Here is an 18,521-nt window from a genome sequence, read left to right on the forward strand (position 1 = left end):
ACAAACCGCATTAGTAAATTCGATAAATATTTCAGTTTTATATTTTAAATTAAGCTAGTTGCAATAATTTTTCTTAAATTAATGCCATATTCAGAAATATTTATCGTAAATGATTAACATCAAAAGAATTTTTATCAGAAAAAGGTGTTAAAAGCAAATTTATACAACATTGTTAATCTAAGCGCAATAAAACACTAATATTAGGTTAATTAAATACTAATTATTTATTTATAAAAGGATTGAACTTGATTTTATTAAATATCAAAATCCAAAAGCCTACTAAAAACCACCCATCTATTACTATTTCTCATAAACATTTAGCAATTCAAGCCCTTCGGATACCTCATAAAAAACAAGTCCAGAATCCATAAGTGGACATATTCGAAAATTTCAATTCTAATTCTTGGACATCCACCTAGCAACAAATAAAAAGAGCACCCATAAAGGGCGCTCTTTTTCAACTTAACAACGATTTAAACTTTAAATCGCTTTTAAAATATTGATTTTGGCGTCTGTTTCTGACACGACACTTTTCACGTCTGAAGTTGATCCCGAATATTTGAAACGAATTTTTCCATTTTTATCAATCATGACTTTGGTCGGCAAAGCCTGCACTCCATAAAGATTTCCAACATTCGGTTTTTTAAACTCTTTGTTATCCAACAAAACATGGAAGGAATAATTATTTTTAGTCATTAATGCTTCTACATTCTTTTTATAATTAGCATCAGATTCAGAAGTATTTATAAAAAGAAAAACAACATCTGAATCATTTTTATATTTATCTACTGCTGCCTGCATTCCAGGGAATGAAGCGATACATGGAACACACCAAGTTGCCCAGAAATCCAATACGACAATCTTTCCTTTGTAAGCAGAAAGCGAAACCTCTTTACCACTTAAATCAACCAAGGTGAAATCAGGAGCCACCTCATCAACCATAGATGCCTTTACCGCAGCAAGTTTATTCACTTCCGCATTCGCTTTCAAAGCGTCCGTGTATTCACTAAAAGCTTTATTTGGATACAATTTTTTATACACCGGCTCTAACATAGCAAAGTATGCTGCATTATCACCAGTAGACCCTTTCAACACCTCATCCAAAAACTTAAAGGCCTCTTCATTGCGATTTAATTGAGCTAGAGATTTAAAAATCGTCTCATTAGTTGCCCAAGAACCCATACCCTGACCCATATTCTTCATATCCTCTACTCTTGCCAAAGCCTCTTCTGGTCTATTGTTGCGCATTAAAGCCTGTGAATAAACTGATAAAGCGCTACCCAAAAACACCGTTTCATTGGCCTTACCCGTTTTCCCGCTTGCAATATCATAAGCAACCTGGGAAATGCGCAATGCTTCTTTATCCTCGTTTTTTCTTAACAAAGCACTTGTTGCTTGGATTCTAAGAAAAACCTCTGCATTGGTTCTACCTTCAAAATCCTTTAAAATCTCATCTATCTTCCCATAATTCCCTTCACTCACATATTTACGGATCACATCTGCTGCAAACAAGTCATAGGGATGCTGTTTTGCACCTTCTGCAAAGGTATTTCGAGGGAATGTAGTTAAAAACTTTCGGTACTCATTCTCTAAGTCAGCTCCACCTAAGGTCTTCCTTTTAGGTTCTATTTCTTTCAAATAAGCCGCTCGAGCTTGAATGCCTTTTGGAAAACGCTGAAGAAGCTCAGCTTTAACAGAATCAGCAGTCGCATCCTGTCCTAGCTTCTTATACAACATAGCAGCATAATTAACATATTCTTCGTTCGCATTTACACGCATTGCCTGTAATTCCTTCATCAAAGAAGCAGACTTCGCTGGATCTGAACGCTGGTTATACAAATTCGCAATCTGAGGCATTAACTCAGTCACCGGCAAGTTCTTGTTCGTGAGCTCCTGCCCAGACAACAAGTTAACCCCTAACAGCATTGGTACAAAGGCCAAGGGCTTCATAAATTTTGTAATCATCAGTTTATAATTTTAAAAGCATCAAATGTAGAAACTTCCAATGACTATTATTAACCGACCATTAATTTGTTACACAATCTATTAATTTTTAAAACGAAACATCAACGATTAACCATAATTATAATAATATTTCTGATTTAAATATATTTATTAATCAAATTGTTATTTTTAAACTATTAATACCATTTCAGAATTTGGCTATCTCTCCTTCAAAACCTCGCTAAAACATAACTTATCCTAAAGCAAAACCTAAAGAATATTTATTAAAATTATTAATAAACAAAGATACTTTATGTAAAATTTAAATAATAAAAATATACATAATATAAGGCTCAATCAACTATTAAAGGTGTTTTTCTAACAAATTGATTTCCCTACCCATACCTTTTGTTACATAAAATAATACGGTTAAAAAAACATGAAATTACTTTATTTCAAATTTTAATAAAGCAGATAAAAAAGCCCCTACCATATGTTTAAACAGATATTAAAATTCTATAATTTTTATCCAATGTGAAATTTTTTCATTAAAAAACATCAAAATCAAGTGTAAAAAGCAATTAAAATGTAATTATTTGCTTACAAGTTTATAAAACAAACTGTTACATGAGTTAATATTATATAATTTTGTAAAAAAAATAAAGGTATCATCACTAACAATGTAACCAGGGTTTTGGTCACATTAAAAAACCATCCAATAAAAAAATGAAAGAAAAATACATTAGACCTGAAATAGTATTAGTAAAAATTTATTTGGAAGACTCATTGGCAGCAGGGTCAAAGATTTCTGTTTCTGGGGGCAAAAACACGGATTATACACCAGAAGTAGAGGATTGGACGACTCCTGACACAGAAACTAATGGCTTTGAATTTTAATCTACCTAATATGAAATCAAACACAATAAACCAAATAGCGATTTATACTTGCTTTTTTATTTTATTTACCTGCTCCTGTAAAAAAGAAAATGGAAATAGAGGTGTAATTCCCAAAGGAGATTTAATAGGTCTATCATTTTCTTCAAGCATTGAAGGTGAACTACAAGACCATGAACTTGGCCTTAAAGCCTCAAATAGAAATTCGACAAACCCTTATGAAGCGCTAGGTACTTTAACTGGGAATTTTCAAAATCAGGATTTCGAAGTCGCTACTTTTGTAAAAAACCCGAATTTACCTACTAGTAATTCGATGGATAAAAAGGCGCAAAACAGCAATCAATTATCGGATAAAAAGAATTCAATTAAAGCAAGTACACCCATGAATACAGGGGTTAAATACCGAGTTTATCTACGCAATAGAACAACTGGTCACTGGCAAACCAAGGTATTTTCTTCTAATTCAACGTCCAATCAAGACACTATTGGAATCTACAATTATTACAGCTATGATTGGTATGCCTACTCTAATAACACAACATCAAACAACGATGTTCCTGACATCCGCTCAGGAGACAACCTTGAAGTCATGAGTGATAACAAAGACCTGCTTTGGGCAAAGGGCGAAATATTAGCAAGTACAGCAACTACCAATCAAAGGCTAGGCATCACATTCCAACATAAGCTAGCTCGAATGCAAGTAAATATTGATTATAGAGGTCTCTTTGTCAACAGCATGGCAAGCTATGATTTCAATTTAGGTCTTACTGGTTCAAGCCCTACCTTTAGAAAAGGAAAGCTGAATCTCACAACTGGAAATTTTGTTTCTGGAAGTCATCAAAATTATGCTCCAGCGGTAACTCCAACATTCCCTGAAGCTGGTTATTTGGATAGACAAACTTTTTATTTTTATTCTTCCGAAGCTAAAACTTTTGGATCTGTAAAAGTAAGTTACACCAGCTTAGATTACACGACATATGATGGAAAAAACATTACCTATGAAGAACTTGACAACAAAGTGTTTTCGGTAATTGGCACTGGACCGAATAACATTGTCACCACTATCGGAGGAAACACCATCATCAATTTTATTTTTATTGAATCTTCTGTAAGATCGGGGACTGGTACAACAAAGTGGGCTCGCGCGAACCTGTATTACGAAGGAGATAATGCACGTAATCCATATCGTTTTCATAGACAAACAACACAAATCGGGAGTCCACCAAACAACAGTCACGTACCTCGGTTAAATAAAGTTCCAAATAGGGATATGTTTATGAAAAATCATAAAAAACCAGACACCTACGCCAACCGGCCAGCAAACGACAGAACCAATCAAACAATTTATCCCCTAGGTGATCCCTGTTCTGAAGTTTTACCAAAGGGAGCTTGGAAAAAAACAAGTCATGAAAACTTTACAGAATTCGTTAATTCGGTACCAAAACCTTTAGGAAATTATAATGGCGATTATTTTAAAGGTATTACCCATGTGGTAGGTGCGTATAATGGTAGTAACGCATCTTATCCTTTTGATTCTCCTTATGTTATTTTTGAGCGTAACGGCTATATAAATAATGCAGATTTAGTTGTCACCACAAACAATGGCTATTACTGGTCTGATCGGAATCCAGGCGATGGAGCTGGCCAAATCGGAAGTCTGTTATATATTGTAGGAAACAATTTTTGGCCAATTGGCAGTCCAGCATGGAATATTAGTGTGGTTGATCAAGGTAGTCATACGGCAGCAAGTATTCGTTGTGTGAGAACATCTTTATATCAATAAAGAAAACACACAACCGAACTTAAAGTGAAAAAAAAGGCTATGGCGAAAATTCATAGCCTTTTTTCGTTTATTAATTTTGATAGTGTTTTCCGGAAAAGCAACACTTTTTATTTGGAAACAAAAAAGACTTGAAAACAGAACTTCAACCTCCCCTTTCTTTCAAATTTCATTTGTATTTAACTGGGGTTTGGCTTGACTTCGCTTCGATACTCTTAGGGAATTTCTAAGGATCTGATAGGGATCTCCTTCGGATCTCGTTCGCTTCTAACCGAACGAGATCCGAAGGAGATCCGAACAAGTTCCGAAGGAGATCCGTTAGAGTATCGAATAAAACCCCTAGAAAAGTACTAGAAAAGCCCTATTATCCCCAAAGATTAATAGTACAGACAACTTCTTAACTAAACTCCAGTAAATCCATGTTTAAACATTGAACCTAGAGATTTGCGTATTGTTTTGAAGGCTTTCCAAAACAAATAGTAGTTTAAGGATTAACGAAAATTCTTGTTTAGTAGGATGAATTTGTATATTTATTTCGTCTGAAAGAAAACAACTAAATAAATCACGGTATTTCCACAAGAAACAATAAATCACGCCATCAGGTAATATCACAATGATATAGTAAGATTTCCAGGCCCTATTTAAAAACAAACATTCGGATTGAAGCCAACGGAATGAGCTTCAGGAAGAGCTTTTCATTTTGACGATTATTTTTTCAAGCATGAAAAATATCACCTTAAAAGAATTAGCTAAACAGTTAAATCTATCAATATCTACTGTTTCAAAGGCCATCAATGACAGCCACGAAATCAGTAACGAAACAAAACAGAAAGTAAAAGAATTAGTAAATGAGCTGAATTATAGACCTAACATCGTTGCAAAAAACCTCAAAACTGGCAGAAGCAATACCTTAGGTTTGATCATTCCCTTTATTACAAATCCTTTTCAAACCCAGATTTTAGAGGGTGCACAGCAAGCTGCAGTTGACCATAATCTAAATTTGATTTTCATGCAAAGCAGTGAGAATACCAAATTGGAGGAAGAGGCAGTTAATTCTATGGTACAGCAAAACATTGACGGAATTATCATTTCGGCCAGTGCAAATACCAATGAACAATTCCTGCATAAAATGATCAAGCAAATACCTACTGTTCTTGTTGACCGTATCGACTTTGATGTACCTACGCATAGGATAGGTGTAAACAGCGAAAAAGGAGCATTTCTAGCTACCCAACATCTTATAGAAAAAGGTAGGAAAGAGATCGTAGCGATTACAGGAAAAAATATTGGGGTTAACCAAAAAAGGCTTTCAGGTTATAAAAAAGCACTATTGGCAAATTATATTGAATATAATCCGGCCAATGTGATCAATGTAGAATATGGACAGCACACCAAGGATATGGTGAAAAATCTTTCCATTATTTTAGAACGTAAAATGAAAGATTATAAAAACCCGATTGGTATTTTAGGTATTACAGACACATTGACTGTTAACACCTTAGGGATACTTGCAAAATTAGGCTACCGTGTACCAGAAGATGTAAGCGTCATTGGATTTGCAAATACCGAATATGCCGAATCATTAAATCCGTCTTTATCCTCTATTTTTCAACCAGCAAATGCCATGGGCTATCAAGCAGTTGAAAAATTATTGGAATTAATCAATCACAAAAATTCGGATATGGATGATTTTGATACCCTTTATTTGGAGACCGAATTAATCTTACGCAATTCTACTTCAGATTAACTGTTTTCATTTTCGGTACGAGCAATTTCATAACGACCCAAGCCATTAAATAGGCTACGGCACAAATGGTAAAAATGATCATATATCCTTTTTCAATACCATTTTGCACAAGTGTGCCTTGTTTTTCGAGTAGTTTTAAGAATTCGTCCAAATTACTTACATGATGACTTTGGAATAGGGATTTAGCTTGCTCAGCATTTGCAATTTGTGGGTAAGCTTGAATTAGTTTTTGACCATCTACACTGGTCCAATTTTTCTCTGCGAAATCGAATAATCCGCCAGATATCTTATTGATGAGGTAAGCACCGATACCACCAGCAAGACCACCAATACCTGTAACAGTCGCCACGGCACGTTTTGGAAACATATCACCTACTGTTGAGAACAAGTTAGCAGACCAAGCTTGGTGAGCAGCACCCGCTACACCGATACACAATACAGGAATCCAAAATGATATATGTCCGAAGGGTTGAGCAAAAAGTACAACTAAGGCAAAAAAAGCAAAGATTAACATAGCACGCATACGTCCTGCATAGGGATCCATACCTTTTTTCTCGACAAAATAGGTAGGCATCCATCCTCCAATTATGGATAACAAAGTAATCAGATAAAGGACGAACAAAGCAATTTGACCTTCAAAGTCAGAGGATTTAATGCCATAAACAGAACTTAAATAGGCAGGCATCCAAAACAAATAAAACCACCATACACCATCGGTCAAAAATTTACCAAGTGCAAACGCCCAAGCTGGCCGGTGCTTTAGAACACTGCCAAAAGTCACCTTCTCAGTTTTTATGGGAATAACCTTTTCTGGGTTTGCTGTTTCTGTTTCTTCATCTTGAAGGATATACTTTAGCTCCTCTGCATTCACCCGTTTATGGTTTTCGGGCCTGTCGTACATAAATTTCCAGAAAATCATCCAGACAAAGCCTAAGGCGCCAATAATGACAAATGACATCTCCCACCCATAGTACTTGGCAATCGTAGGAATGGTCAAAGGTGCCACCAGTGCTCCTATGGTTGCTCCAGAATTGAAAATACTGGTCGCGAACGCACGATCTTTCTTCGGAAAATATTCCGCAGTAACCTTTATGGCAGCCGGAAAATTCCCTGCTTCTCCAATAGCTAAAATCAATCGAGCGATAATGAAAAAGGTTACACTCACCGAAACGACGCTGGATATATTCGCAACGGTACTGATAATATCAGCAGCTTCTTTAAAACCCACTAACCATTGCCCTGTGAGAATACCCGATGTAACCATCCCTGAGAAGGCATGTAAGATCGCTCCTACTGACCAGATACCGATGGCCCACATAAAACCTACCTTCGTACCTAATCTATCAATTATACGGCCTGCAAATAGCATGGAGACAGCATAAAAAATAGAGAAAAGGGCGGCAATATCACCATAATCCTCATTAGTCCAATGATATTCTACGGCTATAAAATCTTTCCAGGTTAAGGAAAGTACTTGTCTATCTAAATAATTGATGGTCGTAGCAAAGAAAAGCAACGCACAGATGTTCCAACGGTATTTACTGATTTTATCTGATATCATATGGTTCGGATGTACATCCTTATTTTATGGTTAAAAAGCATCCGCATCCCTCATTTTTTGAAATAATATTTTCATGAATGATAAGTCTCATTACACCTTAAATCATAGGAATTTCTAGTTTTTAGGGAACGATACGGTTTATAATATGTTCAATAATATACATTACAATTTGAATCTACTAATACTTTTTACTCAATCGTTTTCGAAGGTTCATAGAAACCGTGATTTAAAGCGATCTAATTGCTCGAAATCGTTTTCGTAGTTATTGTACCATTTGCATCATAAAGCCTCCTATATTTAGAATTATGACATTAAATTTTGAAAATAGGTACGCCCTGGGACCTAATGAAACCAAAAACCTAGATACAAAGGGACTAAGAGATAATTTTCTTATTGAGAATTTATTTCAGCCAGGTAAAATTAGCTTTACATATAGCCATTATGACCGTTTTATGGTGGGTGGATGTCAACCCATAGAGACGGCTATCACCTTGGAAACCATTGACGAGTTATTGAAAATGCCAAACTTCTTAGACAGAAGAGAAATGGGCATTATCAATATCGGTGGAAATGGGAAAATCATTGTTGATGGAGAGGAATATGAAATTGCTTTTAAAGATGCGCTTTATATAGGTAAAGGTGCAAAAAGTGTTCAATTTAGTAGTAAGGATGCTACGAATCCTGCCAAATTTTACTTGAACTCTACCCCTGCTCATCAAGCATACCCAACACGAAAAGTCACCAAGCAGGAGGCTAATCAAATACGTCTTGGGACAGTGGAAAATGCCAATAAGAGAACAATAAACCAGATTTTATTACATAAAAACATTGACACCTGTCAGCTTCAAATGGGATTAACCGAATTGGATTTAGGTTCAGTTTGGAATACCATGCCTGTACATACCCATGATCGCAGAATGGAGGCATACCTTTACTTTGAATTGGATTCAAGTCAAGCAGTGTCCCACTTTATGGGAACCATTGAAGAAACACGCCATATTTGGGTAAAAAATGAAGAGGCGGTGCTTTCTCCACCTTGGTCCATTCATTCTGGTGCCGGCACAAGTAATTACTCGTTCATTTGGGGAATGGCAGGTGAAAATTTAGATTATGATGATATGGACAAATATGAGATTTCTGCCATTAAATAAAATCAAAAATCGGATATGCTCTGTAGCAGCTTTGTGCCTAATTTTATTTCTAACCAAGGATGTACAAGCCCAGAAGAAAATCGCCTTACATAATCCTACAAATGCGAGTCGGGAAGAACTGATTTCTATTCCATATAAAAAGTATAGTCAGGCATTTGGTTTAGATAGCAATTTCCAAATTAAAGATGACAAAGGAAATTTCTATCCACATCAGTTGGAGCGATTAGGAGAAAGCAATGTTCAAAATGTTTTGATTCTGGTGAATATCCCTGCAAAAGGAAAATTGGAATTGCACCCAGACTTTTCAGAAAGTACCTCATACCCGCCAATGACCTACGCTAGGAAAGTTCCTGAACGATTTGATGATTTTGCTTGGGAAAATAATGTTGTAGCTTTTCGCATTTATGGCCCTGCCTTAGAAGGTAGACCTGATGATGCACAAGGTATAGACTTTTGGGCTAAGCGGACTCCTAATCTCATCATAAACAAATGGTATAAATCGGAAGATTACCACCAGGATCATGGTGAAGGTTTGGATTATTATAGTGTGGGAAAAAGTCTAGGATTAGGAGATGTAGCCGTTTACTTGCAGGATTCCATAATTTACGGTAAGCATTATCGAACACATAAAATTTTAGATAATGGTCCTTTGAGGACGACATTTGAATTGACTTATCCGGAGGAGAATTATCAAGGTCAACGAATTCAGCTAAAGAAGACTATAAGCCTAGATGCAAATAGTAGATTTAATCGAATACAAATTGAAGTCAACAACAAGGACAAATCATCTACAGCAATTGTTATTGGTCTTGTAAAACGAAAAGAAAAAGAGCCAATTTTTCTGTTAGGGGACAAAAATAATTATTTGGCCTATTGGGAACCTAATATGAATAAAAATGGCCATACGGCTACTGCAATAGTTTATCCAAGCAAAATAAAAAGTAACTTTATTAATTCACCTCTTCAATTCTTAAATAGAATTGTTGTTTCCAACAAGACTCCAATAACCTATTATTCTGGAGCGGCATGGGACAAAGAAGGTAAAATAACGGATAGTAATACTTGGTTTGAATATGTAGATCAATTTGCGCGTTCAAGAAAAGAAGCTATTCGAGTAAAAATAAAATAACAATCAACCATGAATACCTTATCATTATTCGATTTACAAGGAAAAACAGCCTTGGTAACGGGCAGTAAAAGAGGCATTGGAAAAGGAATGGCAGAAGCATTAGCGGAGGCTGGTGCTGATATCATTGCGGTATCTGCAAGTTTGGAATTAAAAGACTCTGCGGTCGAAAAAGCCATCTTAGCTCGAGGTCGTAAATTTTGGGCTTACCAATGCGACTTTTCCAAAAGAGCAAATCTTTATGCTTTTATAGACCAAGTAAAAAAGGATCATCCTAAAATCGACATTTTAGTTAATAACGCTGGCACCATATTAAGGGATCCTGCGGCACATCATTCTGACAATTATTGGGATGAGGTCATCGAAATCAATCAAACAGCACAATTTATCCTTACAAGAGAAATAGGTAAGGAAATGCTAAGTAGAAAATCGGGAAAGATTATTTTTACAGCTTCCCTATTATCCTTTCAAGGAGGAATAAATGTTCCAGGCTATGCAGCCTCAAAGGGGGCAATCGCTTCTTTGACGAAGGCATTTGCAAATGAATGGGCAGCGCAAGGTGTAAATGTTAATGCCATAGCTCCTGGTTATATCGCGACAGATAATACGGAAGCATTACGAGCCGATGAAGATCGTTCAGCCAGTATATTAAGTCGAATACCAGCAGCACGCTGGGGAAATCCAGAAGATTTTAAAGGCCCCATAGTTTTCTTGGCATCGGAGGCCTCAAATTATGTTCACGGTACGATACTAACCGTAGATGGAGGTTGGATGGGTCGTTAAATCGCATAACCCTGATTCAATATCCTAAAAATGAAATAAATAAAATAATTACCTTTTATAATCCACATGAAAAAGATAAAACAGATTATGCTCTTTTTGGCATTAGCAGGTTGCACACAACCTATTTATGCACAAAAACAGGCAAAATATGCACTCGATAAAACCTTTATCGATCAACAATTAGTTAAATCTGCAGAACAGATCAAAACCTTAGCTGCAGTCACTCCAGTTGATAAATTCCCGCAAACTTTCCGCAATGGGAAAAACGTATTCTCCAGTTCCAGTTGGTGGTGTTCTGGATTTTACCCAGGAACCCTACTCCTACTTTCTGAAGGCACTCATGATGCATCATTATTAAAGCTCGCCCAGGAAAAATTAAAGTATCTTGAGAAAGAACAATTTAATAAAGGAACGCACGATTTAGGATTTATGCTGTATTGCAGTTTTGGCAATGCCTTAAGATTAACGAAGGATACTGCGCAATATAAACCCATCTTATTAAATGGTGCTGCATCCCTAGCCTCTCGTTTTAGTACGAAAACCCAAGTTATTCGTTCATGGGATCATGGCCCATGGAAATATCCTGTGATTATCGACAATATGATGAACTTGGAGTTCTTGACTCAAAGCAGCAAGCTAAGTGGCGACCAAAAATATTATGATATTGCCGTTACGCATGCAGATAAGACGCTTAAAAATCATTTCCGCAAGGATTTCAGTTCCTACCACGTCATAGACTATGATCCGAATACCGGAGAAGTACATGCTAAAAAAACGCATCAAGGAGCTTTTGATGAATCAGCTTGGTCTAGAGGACAAGGTTGGGCTTTATACGGATTTACGATGATGTATAGAGAAACTAAAAAGAAACCATACTTAAAAAGAGCTCAAGAGGTTGCTAATTATATTTTGAGTAATCCTAATCTACCTGAGGATTTAATTCCATATTGGGATTTTGACAAGGATAAAATATCCAGTGACAACAAAATGTATAAAAATAAAGATTTAAGAGATGCTTCAGCTGCAGCCTTATACGCCTCTGCGTTGGTTGAGCTAGCTGAATACAGTAAACCAAAACAGGCTAAGCACTATTTACAAGCCGCTGAAACCATTATTAAAAACCTTTCCTCCGATGCTTACTTTGCGAAAAAAGGTGAGAATGGTGGCTTCTTATTGAAGCATAGTGTCGGTGCTTTACCTCTAAATTCTGAGGTGGATGTACCATTGAGCTATGCCGATTATTATTATGTGGAAGCCTTATTGAGGTATAAGGAATTATTGAAATAACTCATTTGCTTTTAGGGGAATTGAGATACTTAAAAAAATCTTAAAACAAAGGAAGGCAAAAGCCTTCCTTTTTTGTGCTTAATCCATACTCCAAAACTGGACAAAGACTTCTATTTTGCTAAAATTTCCTTACTCTTTTTCAATAAAAATTCAGCCAATTTAGTGCTCTAATTGCTCTCTAAATTTTGAACTAATTGGGTAAAATTACTGATTAAATATATTTCCCAAAGACAGAATCAAAACATAGCTTAACTCACCTACAATTAAAATAACAATATTGGGAATAAACTTTTATAACTCATCTACTATAATTCACTAGTAATTCTAGCAATTTCAACAAAAAAAATTTTCTTAGAATTGATAGCTTTTACACGTTACAATATTATGTCATACATAGTCAAGCAATCGTTTGCGTTATTTTACGCAAACGATTTCGTTGCTAAAATTTTAGGTATTTATGTATAACTTATAGTATACTTGTCTAAGAAGCCTAAAGATTTGGACCGAATTTTCGACCTAAAGCTAACCTGGAAAAATTGAAAAATCACCGAAGGCTTTAATAACTTGATTAAAGAATTGCAATAGAAAAATTGTATTAAAAAGAGAGATTAAAACGAAGGATTTAAGCAACTAACCGAAATAAATAACCACGAAAAAACAAGAAACATAATACCGAATAAGAAATAAGGTTCCTAAGAAGTAATTTAAACACTCAACCTAAACCCATTTTATTTTACTTGCTCTTAACACGACTTCTTAGACCTTTAAACAAATAAACAAAACAAATAACCAAAACTAATTTAAAAGCACATTATGAAGAAAAACCAAGAAAGAGAGCCAACTGGATAAAGAACAAACCTAAAGTTACCAGAGTAACAACCTAACTACTGGTAAGATCTACAATTTATTAACAATACATAAACTGGAAAAAATGGTAAAAACTTCCATAAGTCTTTCTATTGCCTTGTTTTTAGCAGTTGGAGGTCTCGCACATACGCATGCTGCAGACAAACCAATTTTTCGGAGTTCAAATAGTACGTATAGATCCACCTTGGAGACATCAGCTATTGACACATCCAAATACAATGCAAAAACAGACACCATAGGCCAGATGATGAAGGCCTTACAAAAGTTCAAAACAGCTAAAGATAGTATTAACATTCGGGAGGCGATTGCTGTTCCGAATTTGTCATTACAACAGATTGTCAAGGGTCATTTAGCTGGACTTTATGTTCAAGAACCGAATGGAGAACCGGGGACTGAACAAAGCATGATTATTCAAGGCCCATCGGGCATCTTGTTCTCGAAAAAAGACATCTATGCATTACAACCTGCGGTATACCTGAATGGTGTCCCTCTAGTACAGGATAATCCTTTTGCATTTGATGTTCAGAAGTATGATTACAACCGTGTTGGTCCTGCCAACAACTTATTGGCACAAGTCAACATCAGTAACATTCAATCTATAGTTGTAGTAAAAGATCCATTCGAATTGGCGAAATTGGGTCCAAATGCAGCGAATGGAGCGGTTTATATCACGACAAAGAATGCCAAAGCAGGCGTTCGTGATATCAGCTTGAATAGTTACTTCGGGTATGTGACAGCACCGAAAGTATATACCGTAAATGGTGAACATGAAAATAATTTCAGAAGACCATTCTATCAACAGTACGCCAGCAAGGAACAATATGATAATTACTCCTTGTATTTACGTGACTCAACAAATCTAGCCTATTTTGGTCCTTCTAATTGGAACGATTTGTATTACAAAAATACGCCTACCTTTTCGGCGGATTTAGGTATTACCGGTGGAAATGATCGTGCTAACTTCCGCTTTTTTGGTTCAGGAACTAAAAACGCTGGAAATGCCGATGATACAAACATTGATCGATACAATGTGTTTTTCGGAATCAACATGGCACCATTTTCTTGGTTAACCGTATCAAGTAATGTCAATGCAGTACGCTTGGATAGAACCCGTAATAAATCCTTGCGCGATAGATTTGCAGAAACACGTTATATACCAGATTTATCCACTCCGCTCTCCCCTAACAAAGACAACTTTGGAGTTTACTTAGATGAGAGCAAGAAAAATGTCGATAATAACCGTACCACTACCTTAAATGGAAACGTGACTTTAAGTTCTAAGCTTGACAAACTAACACTAGCATCAAGCTTGATTTTCGATTATAATGAGGGAGTTCGGGATTACTTTACACCTTCAACATTAATGGATGGCGTAAGTTATATCTCAACTTATTTCGGTTATAATCAACGTTTAATTTTCCAGAATACCATCGGATATGATTTTGAATTCAATGAAGATCATAGCTTGGATTTAGAAGCAGGACATGTTTATCAAGGCGACACATACAAATATAATTATGCTCGTGCTTATAATGGGCCAAATGATTATGTAAAATTGGTATTCGTGAATCCGGGAGAACCTGGAGACGGTTACTTAAATGCCTTAAATGCAGGTAACTTCTATGTATTCCGTTACATTGACAAAGAGGTAAACAACCTACTTTCTTTCTATGGCTCAGCGAGATACAAATACAAGGATTTATTTAGCATCAATGCATTAATCCGTCGTGATGGAAGCTCAAATGGTCAGCCTGATAGCCGTTGGTTAACTACTCCAGCAGTGAGTGCAACCTATAATCTAAAAGAGCAATTCTTAAAGGACAACACTTTCTTCAATCAATTAAGTTTAAATGCAGGTTGGGGCCGCAATATCCGTATTTTCTTGGATGACCGTTATGCTGCAGGTCCGCAATACCGCACAGAAAGTGGTTGGTATGAAGAGCCAACTATTCCAGGATATGGAGGTTTAGTAGGAATTAATAGACCTTATAACAGTGGATTTATTGGTTATGGAATTAAACTTCCATATGCAGATAGAACCAATATCAGCTTAGATGGAACGTTTTTTAACAACCGCATGAATGCCGCTATTTCTTTATACAACAGAAATGACAAAAATCAGTTGGTTGGAGTGCCAGTTCCATTGGAGTCAGGTTATAGCTTGAACTACAAAACAGGAATGGAAGTCAATAATAAAGGATTAGAATTCTTACTGAATGGACAAATTTTACAAAACCAAGATAAGTTAAGATGGAACTCTTCCATCAATTTAAACTACAACAAAAACGAAGTTACAGCATTACCTGATGGCTTAACTGAGCTTATCAATGGCGATAACAAGTTAGAAGTTGGTAAACCTATAACGAGTTACTGGATCTATAAGAACCAAGGTATTTACAATAGTGATTCAGAAGTTCCAAACGGACATACTTTCCACGGAATTCCTATGTTTGCCGGTGACCCAAGATGGCAAGACCTAAATAACGACAATCGTGTAGACAATAATGACAAAGTCTTAGAGGGAAATCGTATTCCTACTTTGATTGGAGGCTGGAGCAATACATTCTCTTACAAAAACTTTGATTTAAACTTCCATTTCTTCTTTGCGACTGGACATAAGATCTTAAATCAATACCAATCGACTAAGTATGACTTCATTAACCGTGAATCTGGAAATGATATCACAGCTGTAAAAGAAGTATCCTCATGGCAAACTTCAGATAAGGAATTAAGCTACCCGATTTATAATCCTTGGAGTGATGTTAGCCCGTACCGCTTAGATCAAGATTTATTCTTGGAAGATGCGTCGTACTTAAAGCTTCGTTCCATCACTTTAGGTTATGATTTCAAAAATATGCCATTCCTAAAGAATTCAGCAGGAAACTTCAGACGAGTTTATCTATATGCTACAGCCCAAAACGTATGGACCCTATCGAAGTTCTCAGGTGTAGATCCTGAATTAAGCAATTTCAACGGTGTATATGATGGCGCGAATTTGACTATTCCAAGAACATTTGTTTTGGGATTGAAACTGGATTTATAAGAATAAACAAGTACTATCATGAATTTATCGATTAAAAACAATTTATATATCCGTAGAGTATTTGCTGGTGTCGGCATGGGCCTATTGCTATTAAGCGCAGGGTCATGTAGTAAAATTGACGACGCGCCTTCTACCCGTCTAGCTACTGAAGAAACGAACTGGAAGACGTTGGAGGATGGCAAGGCAAACTTGATGTCCATCTACGGCCTATTGCGTTCAGCCACAGTTGCCGATAATGGCCACTGGCTAATGGGGGATTTACGTGAAGGTGATTTTACCATTACTACTCGTGCGGACCTTAAAGCCATTGTAAAGGGGCAATTAAACGCTTCATACCCGGTAATAGACCGCATCACAAATTGGCGTCGCTTTTATGCGGCTATCAATGCTGCAAGTCTATTCATCGAACGTTCAGGTGAAATTCTAGAACTTGACCGTCGATACACCAAATTAAACCACGATGTTGATGTGGCTCAAGCAAGAATGCTGCGTGCATTTGCTTACTTCTACATGGTAAGGATATGGGGCGATGTGCCATTGATTACATCATCACATGATGGCAATTTCATCAAGACCGAACGCACCTCGCAGGAGCGAGTATTAGGATTTGCGACTTCCGAGTTATTAGCAGCAGCAAAGGTTGTTCCTTTCCGTTACGGAGGTACAGACCCTATCTATCCTGGTCAGTATTATGGTGGTGGATGGGCTAGCTGGAATGGAAACGTGTATACCCGTCTTTCAGCGTATATTCTATTGGCTCATATTGCCGCTTGGCAAGGAAACTATATTGATGCAGCTACCTATTCAAAATTTGTATTGGACAATCAATCTACGCAATATTATGTAGATGGTGCCAATCCATTAGATTACATCAATATGGATGCCCTTACTGAAAACCAAAATAACATGAGTCCATTTGCTTATAAGCGTGCGACAGTTATGGTGGGTTTTCCATTTGAAGCAGGTAACGGACTTTCAACTGCCAATGGTCACATTGAGCAACTTATCCTAGCCTCTCCTTTTATTCCAAAATCAAAGCCGGAGATGTTTGTCAACAAAGACAGCATCATCAACATCTTCACCAATCCTAAGGATTTACGCTTTAGTAAAGATCCGGTATCTGGTTTTTATAGAACAAATTACTTCTATGGTTTTGAAACCGAGATGCCAATCTTCAATAAAATCAAGGTGTTATACCCATCAAATACATCAGGAAATGTAACCTTATTCTCTTCTTCCTTAGTATTCAGCCGCATGGAGGAAATCACCTTGTTAAGAGCTGAGGCCTTGGCAGCATTAGGAGATATCTCAGGGGCATACGATGCGTTGAACAAGGCATGTAACTTAAGAGGTATCGTCTATTCTACAGAAAATTCTCCAGATGTTTTAAAGGCAATTTTTGAAGAACGTAGGAAAGAATTAATGGGTGAAGGTTGGAGATGGTATGACATCATCCGTTACCAACGTTTGAAAAAATCCAATCAGGTATTTGCAACTAAAAATGGAAAAGACATGACCTTCCAAGAGTTTGAATCAGCCGGAGGTATCTACTGGCCAGTTTCAAAGGATGTGATCAATGCCAATTCCTTAATCACGCAGAACCCTTATTGGCAATAATAAAACCTAAAAATGATGAGTATGAAATACCTAAATATAAGAAATACGTTGGCCATTTTGCTGGGTATGGTTGCTTTATGGTTTTCCTCTTGTTCCAAGAGCGATTCTCCATATTATGATTATGAAAATCAGGTGCAATCTTTCGACGGAACTGCATTAGCATACCTCAAGGCTCAACCTGAAGGAACATTTGATTCTTTGCTTTTGGTCTTAAACCGTTTTCCAGATTTGGAAGACTCTTTAAACAACCAGAAGGTTACTTTATTCGCTCCGGTGAATGAAAACTTTGTAGCGGCTCTAAAGTATTTGAATTTATCACTTAAAGCTGAAGGTGAAGCACCTTTGACCCTGAGCACAGTAGATGCCGATCAGTTGGATACCCTAATCTGCCGTTATATCATCCGTGATGTAAAAACTACAAATGATTACATCCAAGAGTTAGACGGATTGCCTTTAATGTCCATCAAGTTTAATTATCCAATGCATGCCCGTTATGTCAAATTAAGCGCATCAGGCTTTGTGCAAGGAGGAGCAAGTTCATTGGACTTTAGTAATCCCTTTGGATCTGACTTGGTAAAAGATTGGATTACGAGCAGAGCGACAACAGTTAATATCAAAACCAACAATGCAACCATCAACATCCTATCGCCTACGCACAACTTTGGATTTGATGAATTTACGGATCGTATGAAATTAATTGAAGATGAAGATAACTTATAAT

General features: G+C 36.6%; 12 protein-coding genes. 10 read left to right on the forward strand and 2 right to left on the reverse strand.

What is annotated here, in order from left to right; genetic code table 11:
- Positions 1–480: 480 nt before the first annotated feature.
- Positions 481–1,965 (reverse strand): TlpA family protein disulfide reductase, encoded by a 1,485-nt coding sequence (locus ABD676_RS09370; protein WP_344674408.1) that lies wholly within the window; start codon positions 1,963–1,965, stop codon positions 481–483.
- A gap of 705 nt (positions 1,966–2,670) precedes the next feature.
- On the opposite strand from ABD676_RS09370, the gene ABD676_RS09375 reads away from it, so the two are divergent.
- From ABD676_RS09375 to ABD676_RS09385, 3 genes are all read left to right on the forward strand, one after another.
- Positions 2,671–2,841 (forward strand): hypothetical protein, encoded by a 171-nt coding sequence (locus ABD676_RS09375; protein WP_344674409.1) that lies wholly within the window; start codon positions 2,671–2,673, stop codon positions 2,839–2,841.
- A gap of 10 nt (positions 2,842–2,851) precedes the next feature.
- On the forward strand, positions 2,852–4,621 hold the full coding sequence (locus ABD676_RS09380; protein WP_344674410.1) for a hypothetical protein: 1,770 nt from the start codon (positions 2,852–2,854) through the stop codon (positions 4,619–4,621).
- Positions 4,622–5,339: 718 nt separating this feature from the next.
- Positions 5,340–6,365 (forward strand): LacI family DNA-binding transcriptional regulator, encoded by a 1,026-nt coding sequence (locus ABD676_RS09385; protein WP_425565283.1) that lies wholly within the window; start codon positions 5,340–5,342, stop codon positions 6,363–6,365.
- Here ABD676_RS09385 and ABD676_RS09390 read toward each other — a convergent pair.
- Positions 6,352–7,926: an MFS transporter gene (locus ABD676_RS09390; RefSeq protein WP_344674412.1), complete on the reverse strand. Its 1,575-nt coding sequence runs from the start codon at positions 7,924–7,926 to the stop codon at positions 6,352–6,354. The two genes, ABD676_RS09385 and ABD676_RS09390, sit on opposite strands and share 14 nt — an antisense overlap.
- Before the next feature lie 305 nt (positions 7,927–8,231).
- On the opposite strand from ABD676_RS09390, the gene kduI reads away from it, so the two are divergent.
- The 7 genes from kduI to ABD676_RS09425 all read left to right on the forward strand — a co-directional run bounded on the left by kduI (position 8,232) and on the right by ABD676_RS09425 (position 18,520).
- Positions 8,232–9,077, forward strand: a complete 846-nt coding sequence (kduI, locus tag ABD676_RS09395) for a 5-dehydro-4-deoxy-D-glucuronate isomerase (RefSeq protein WP_344674413.1) — start codon at positions 8,232–8,234, stop codon at positions 9,075–9,077.
- Entirely contained in the window at positions 9,055–10,206 is a 1,152-nt protein-coding gene (locus ABD676_RS09400; protein ID WP_344674414.1) for a DUF4861 family protein, read from the forward strand. Before kduI ends, ABD676_RS09400 begins: the two co-directional genes overlap by 23 nt.
- A 9-nt stretch (positions 10,207–10,215) precedes the next feature.
- Positions 10,216–10,986: an SDR family NAD(P)-dependent oxidoreductase gene (locus ABD676_RS09405; protein WP_344674415.1), complete on the forward strand. Its 771-nt coding sequence runs from the start codon at positions 10,216–10,218 to the stop codon at positions 10,984–10,986.
- Between the two features lie 66 nt (positions 10,987–11,052).
- Positions 11,053–12,273 carry a glycoside hydrolase family 88 protein gene (locus ABD676_RS09410; protein ID WP_344674416.1) on the forward strand — a complete coding sequence of 407 codons (1,221 nt, stop codon included), beginning with the start codon at positions 11,053–11,055 and terminating at the stop codon, positions 12,271–12,273.
- 931 nt (positions 12,274–13,204) lie between these two features.
- Positions 13,205–16,183: a SusC/RagA family TonB-linked outer membrane protein gene (locus ABD676_RS09415; RefSeq protein WP_344674417.1), complete on the forward strand. Its 2,979-nt coding sequence runs from the start codon at positions 13,205–13,207 to the stop codon at positions 16,181–16,183.
- 18 nt (positions 16,184–16,201) lie between these two features.
- Positions 16,202–17,800: a RagB/SusD family nutrient uptake outer membrane protein gene (locus ABD676_RS09420; protein WP_344674418.1), complete on the forward strand. Its 1,599-nt coding sequence runs from the start codon at positions 16,202–16,204 to the stop codon at positions 17,798–17,800.
- Between the two features lie 21 nt (positions 17,801–17,821).
- A complete protein-coding gene (locus ABD676_RS09425; RefSeq protein WP_344674419.1) occupies positions 17,822–18,520 on the forward strand; it encodes a hypothetical protein in 699 nt (232 codons plus the stop codon).
- The last annotated feature ends 1 nt before the right edge of the window (position 18,521 follow it).

The sequence above is a fragment of the Sphingobacterium kyonggiense genome (assembly GCF_039536825.1).
In the GTDB taxonomy this organism is placed as follows: Bacteria; Bacteroidota; Bacteroidia; order Sphingobacteriales; family Sphingobacteriaceae; genus Sphingobacterium; species Sphingobacterium kyonggiense.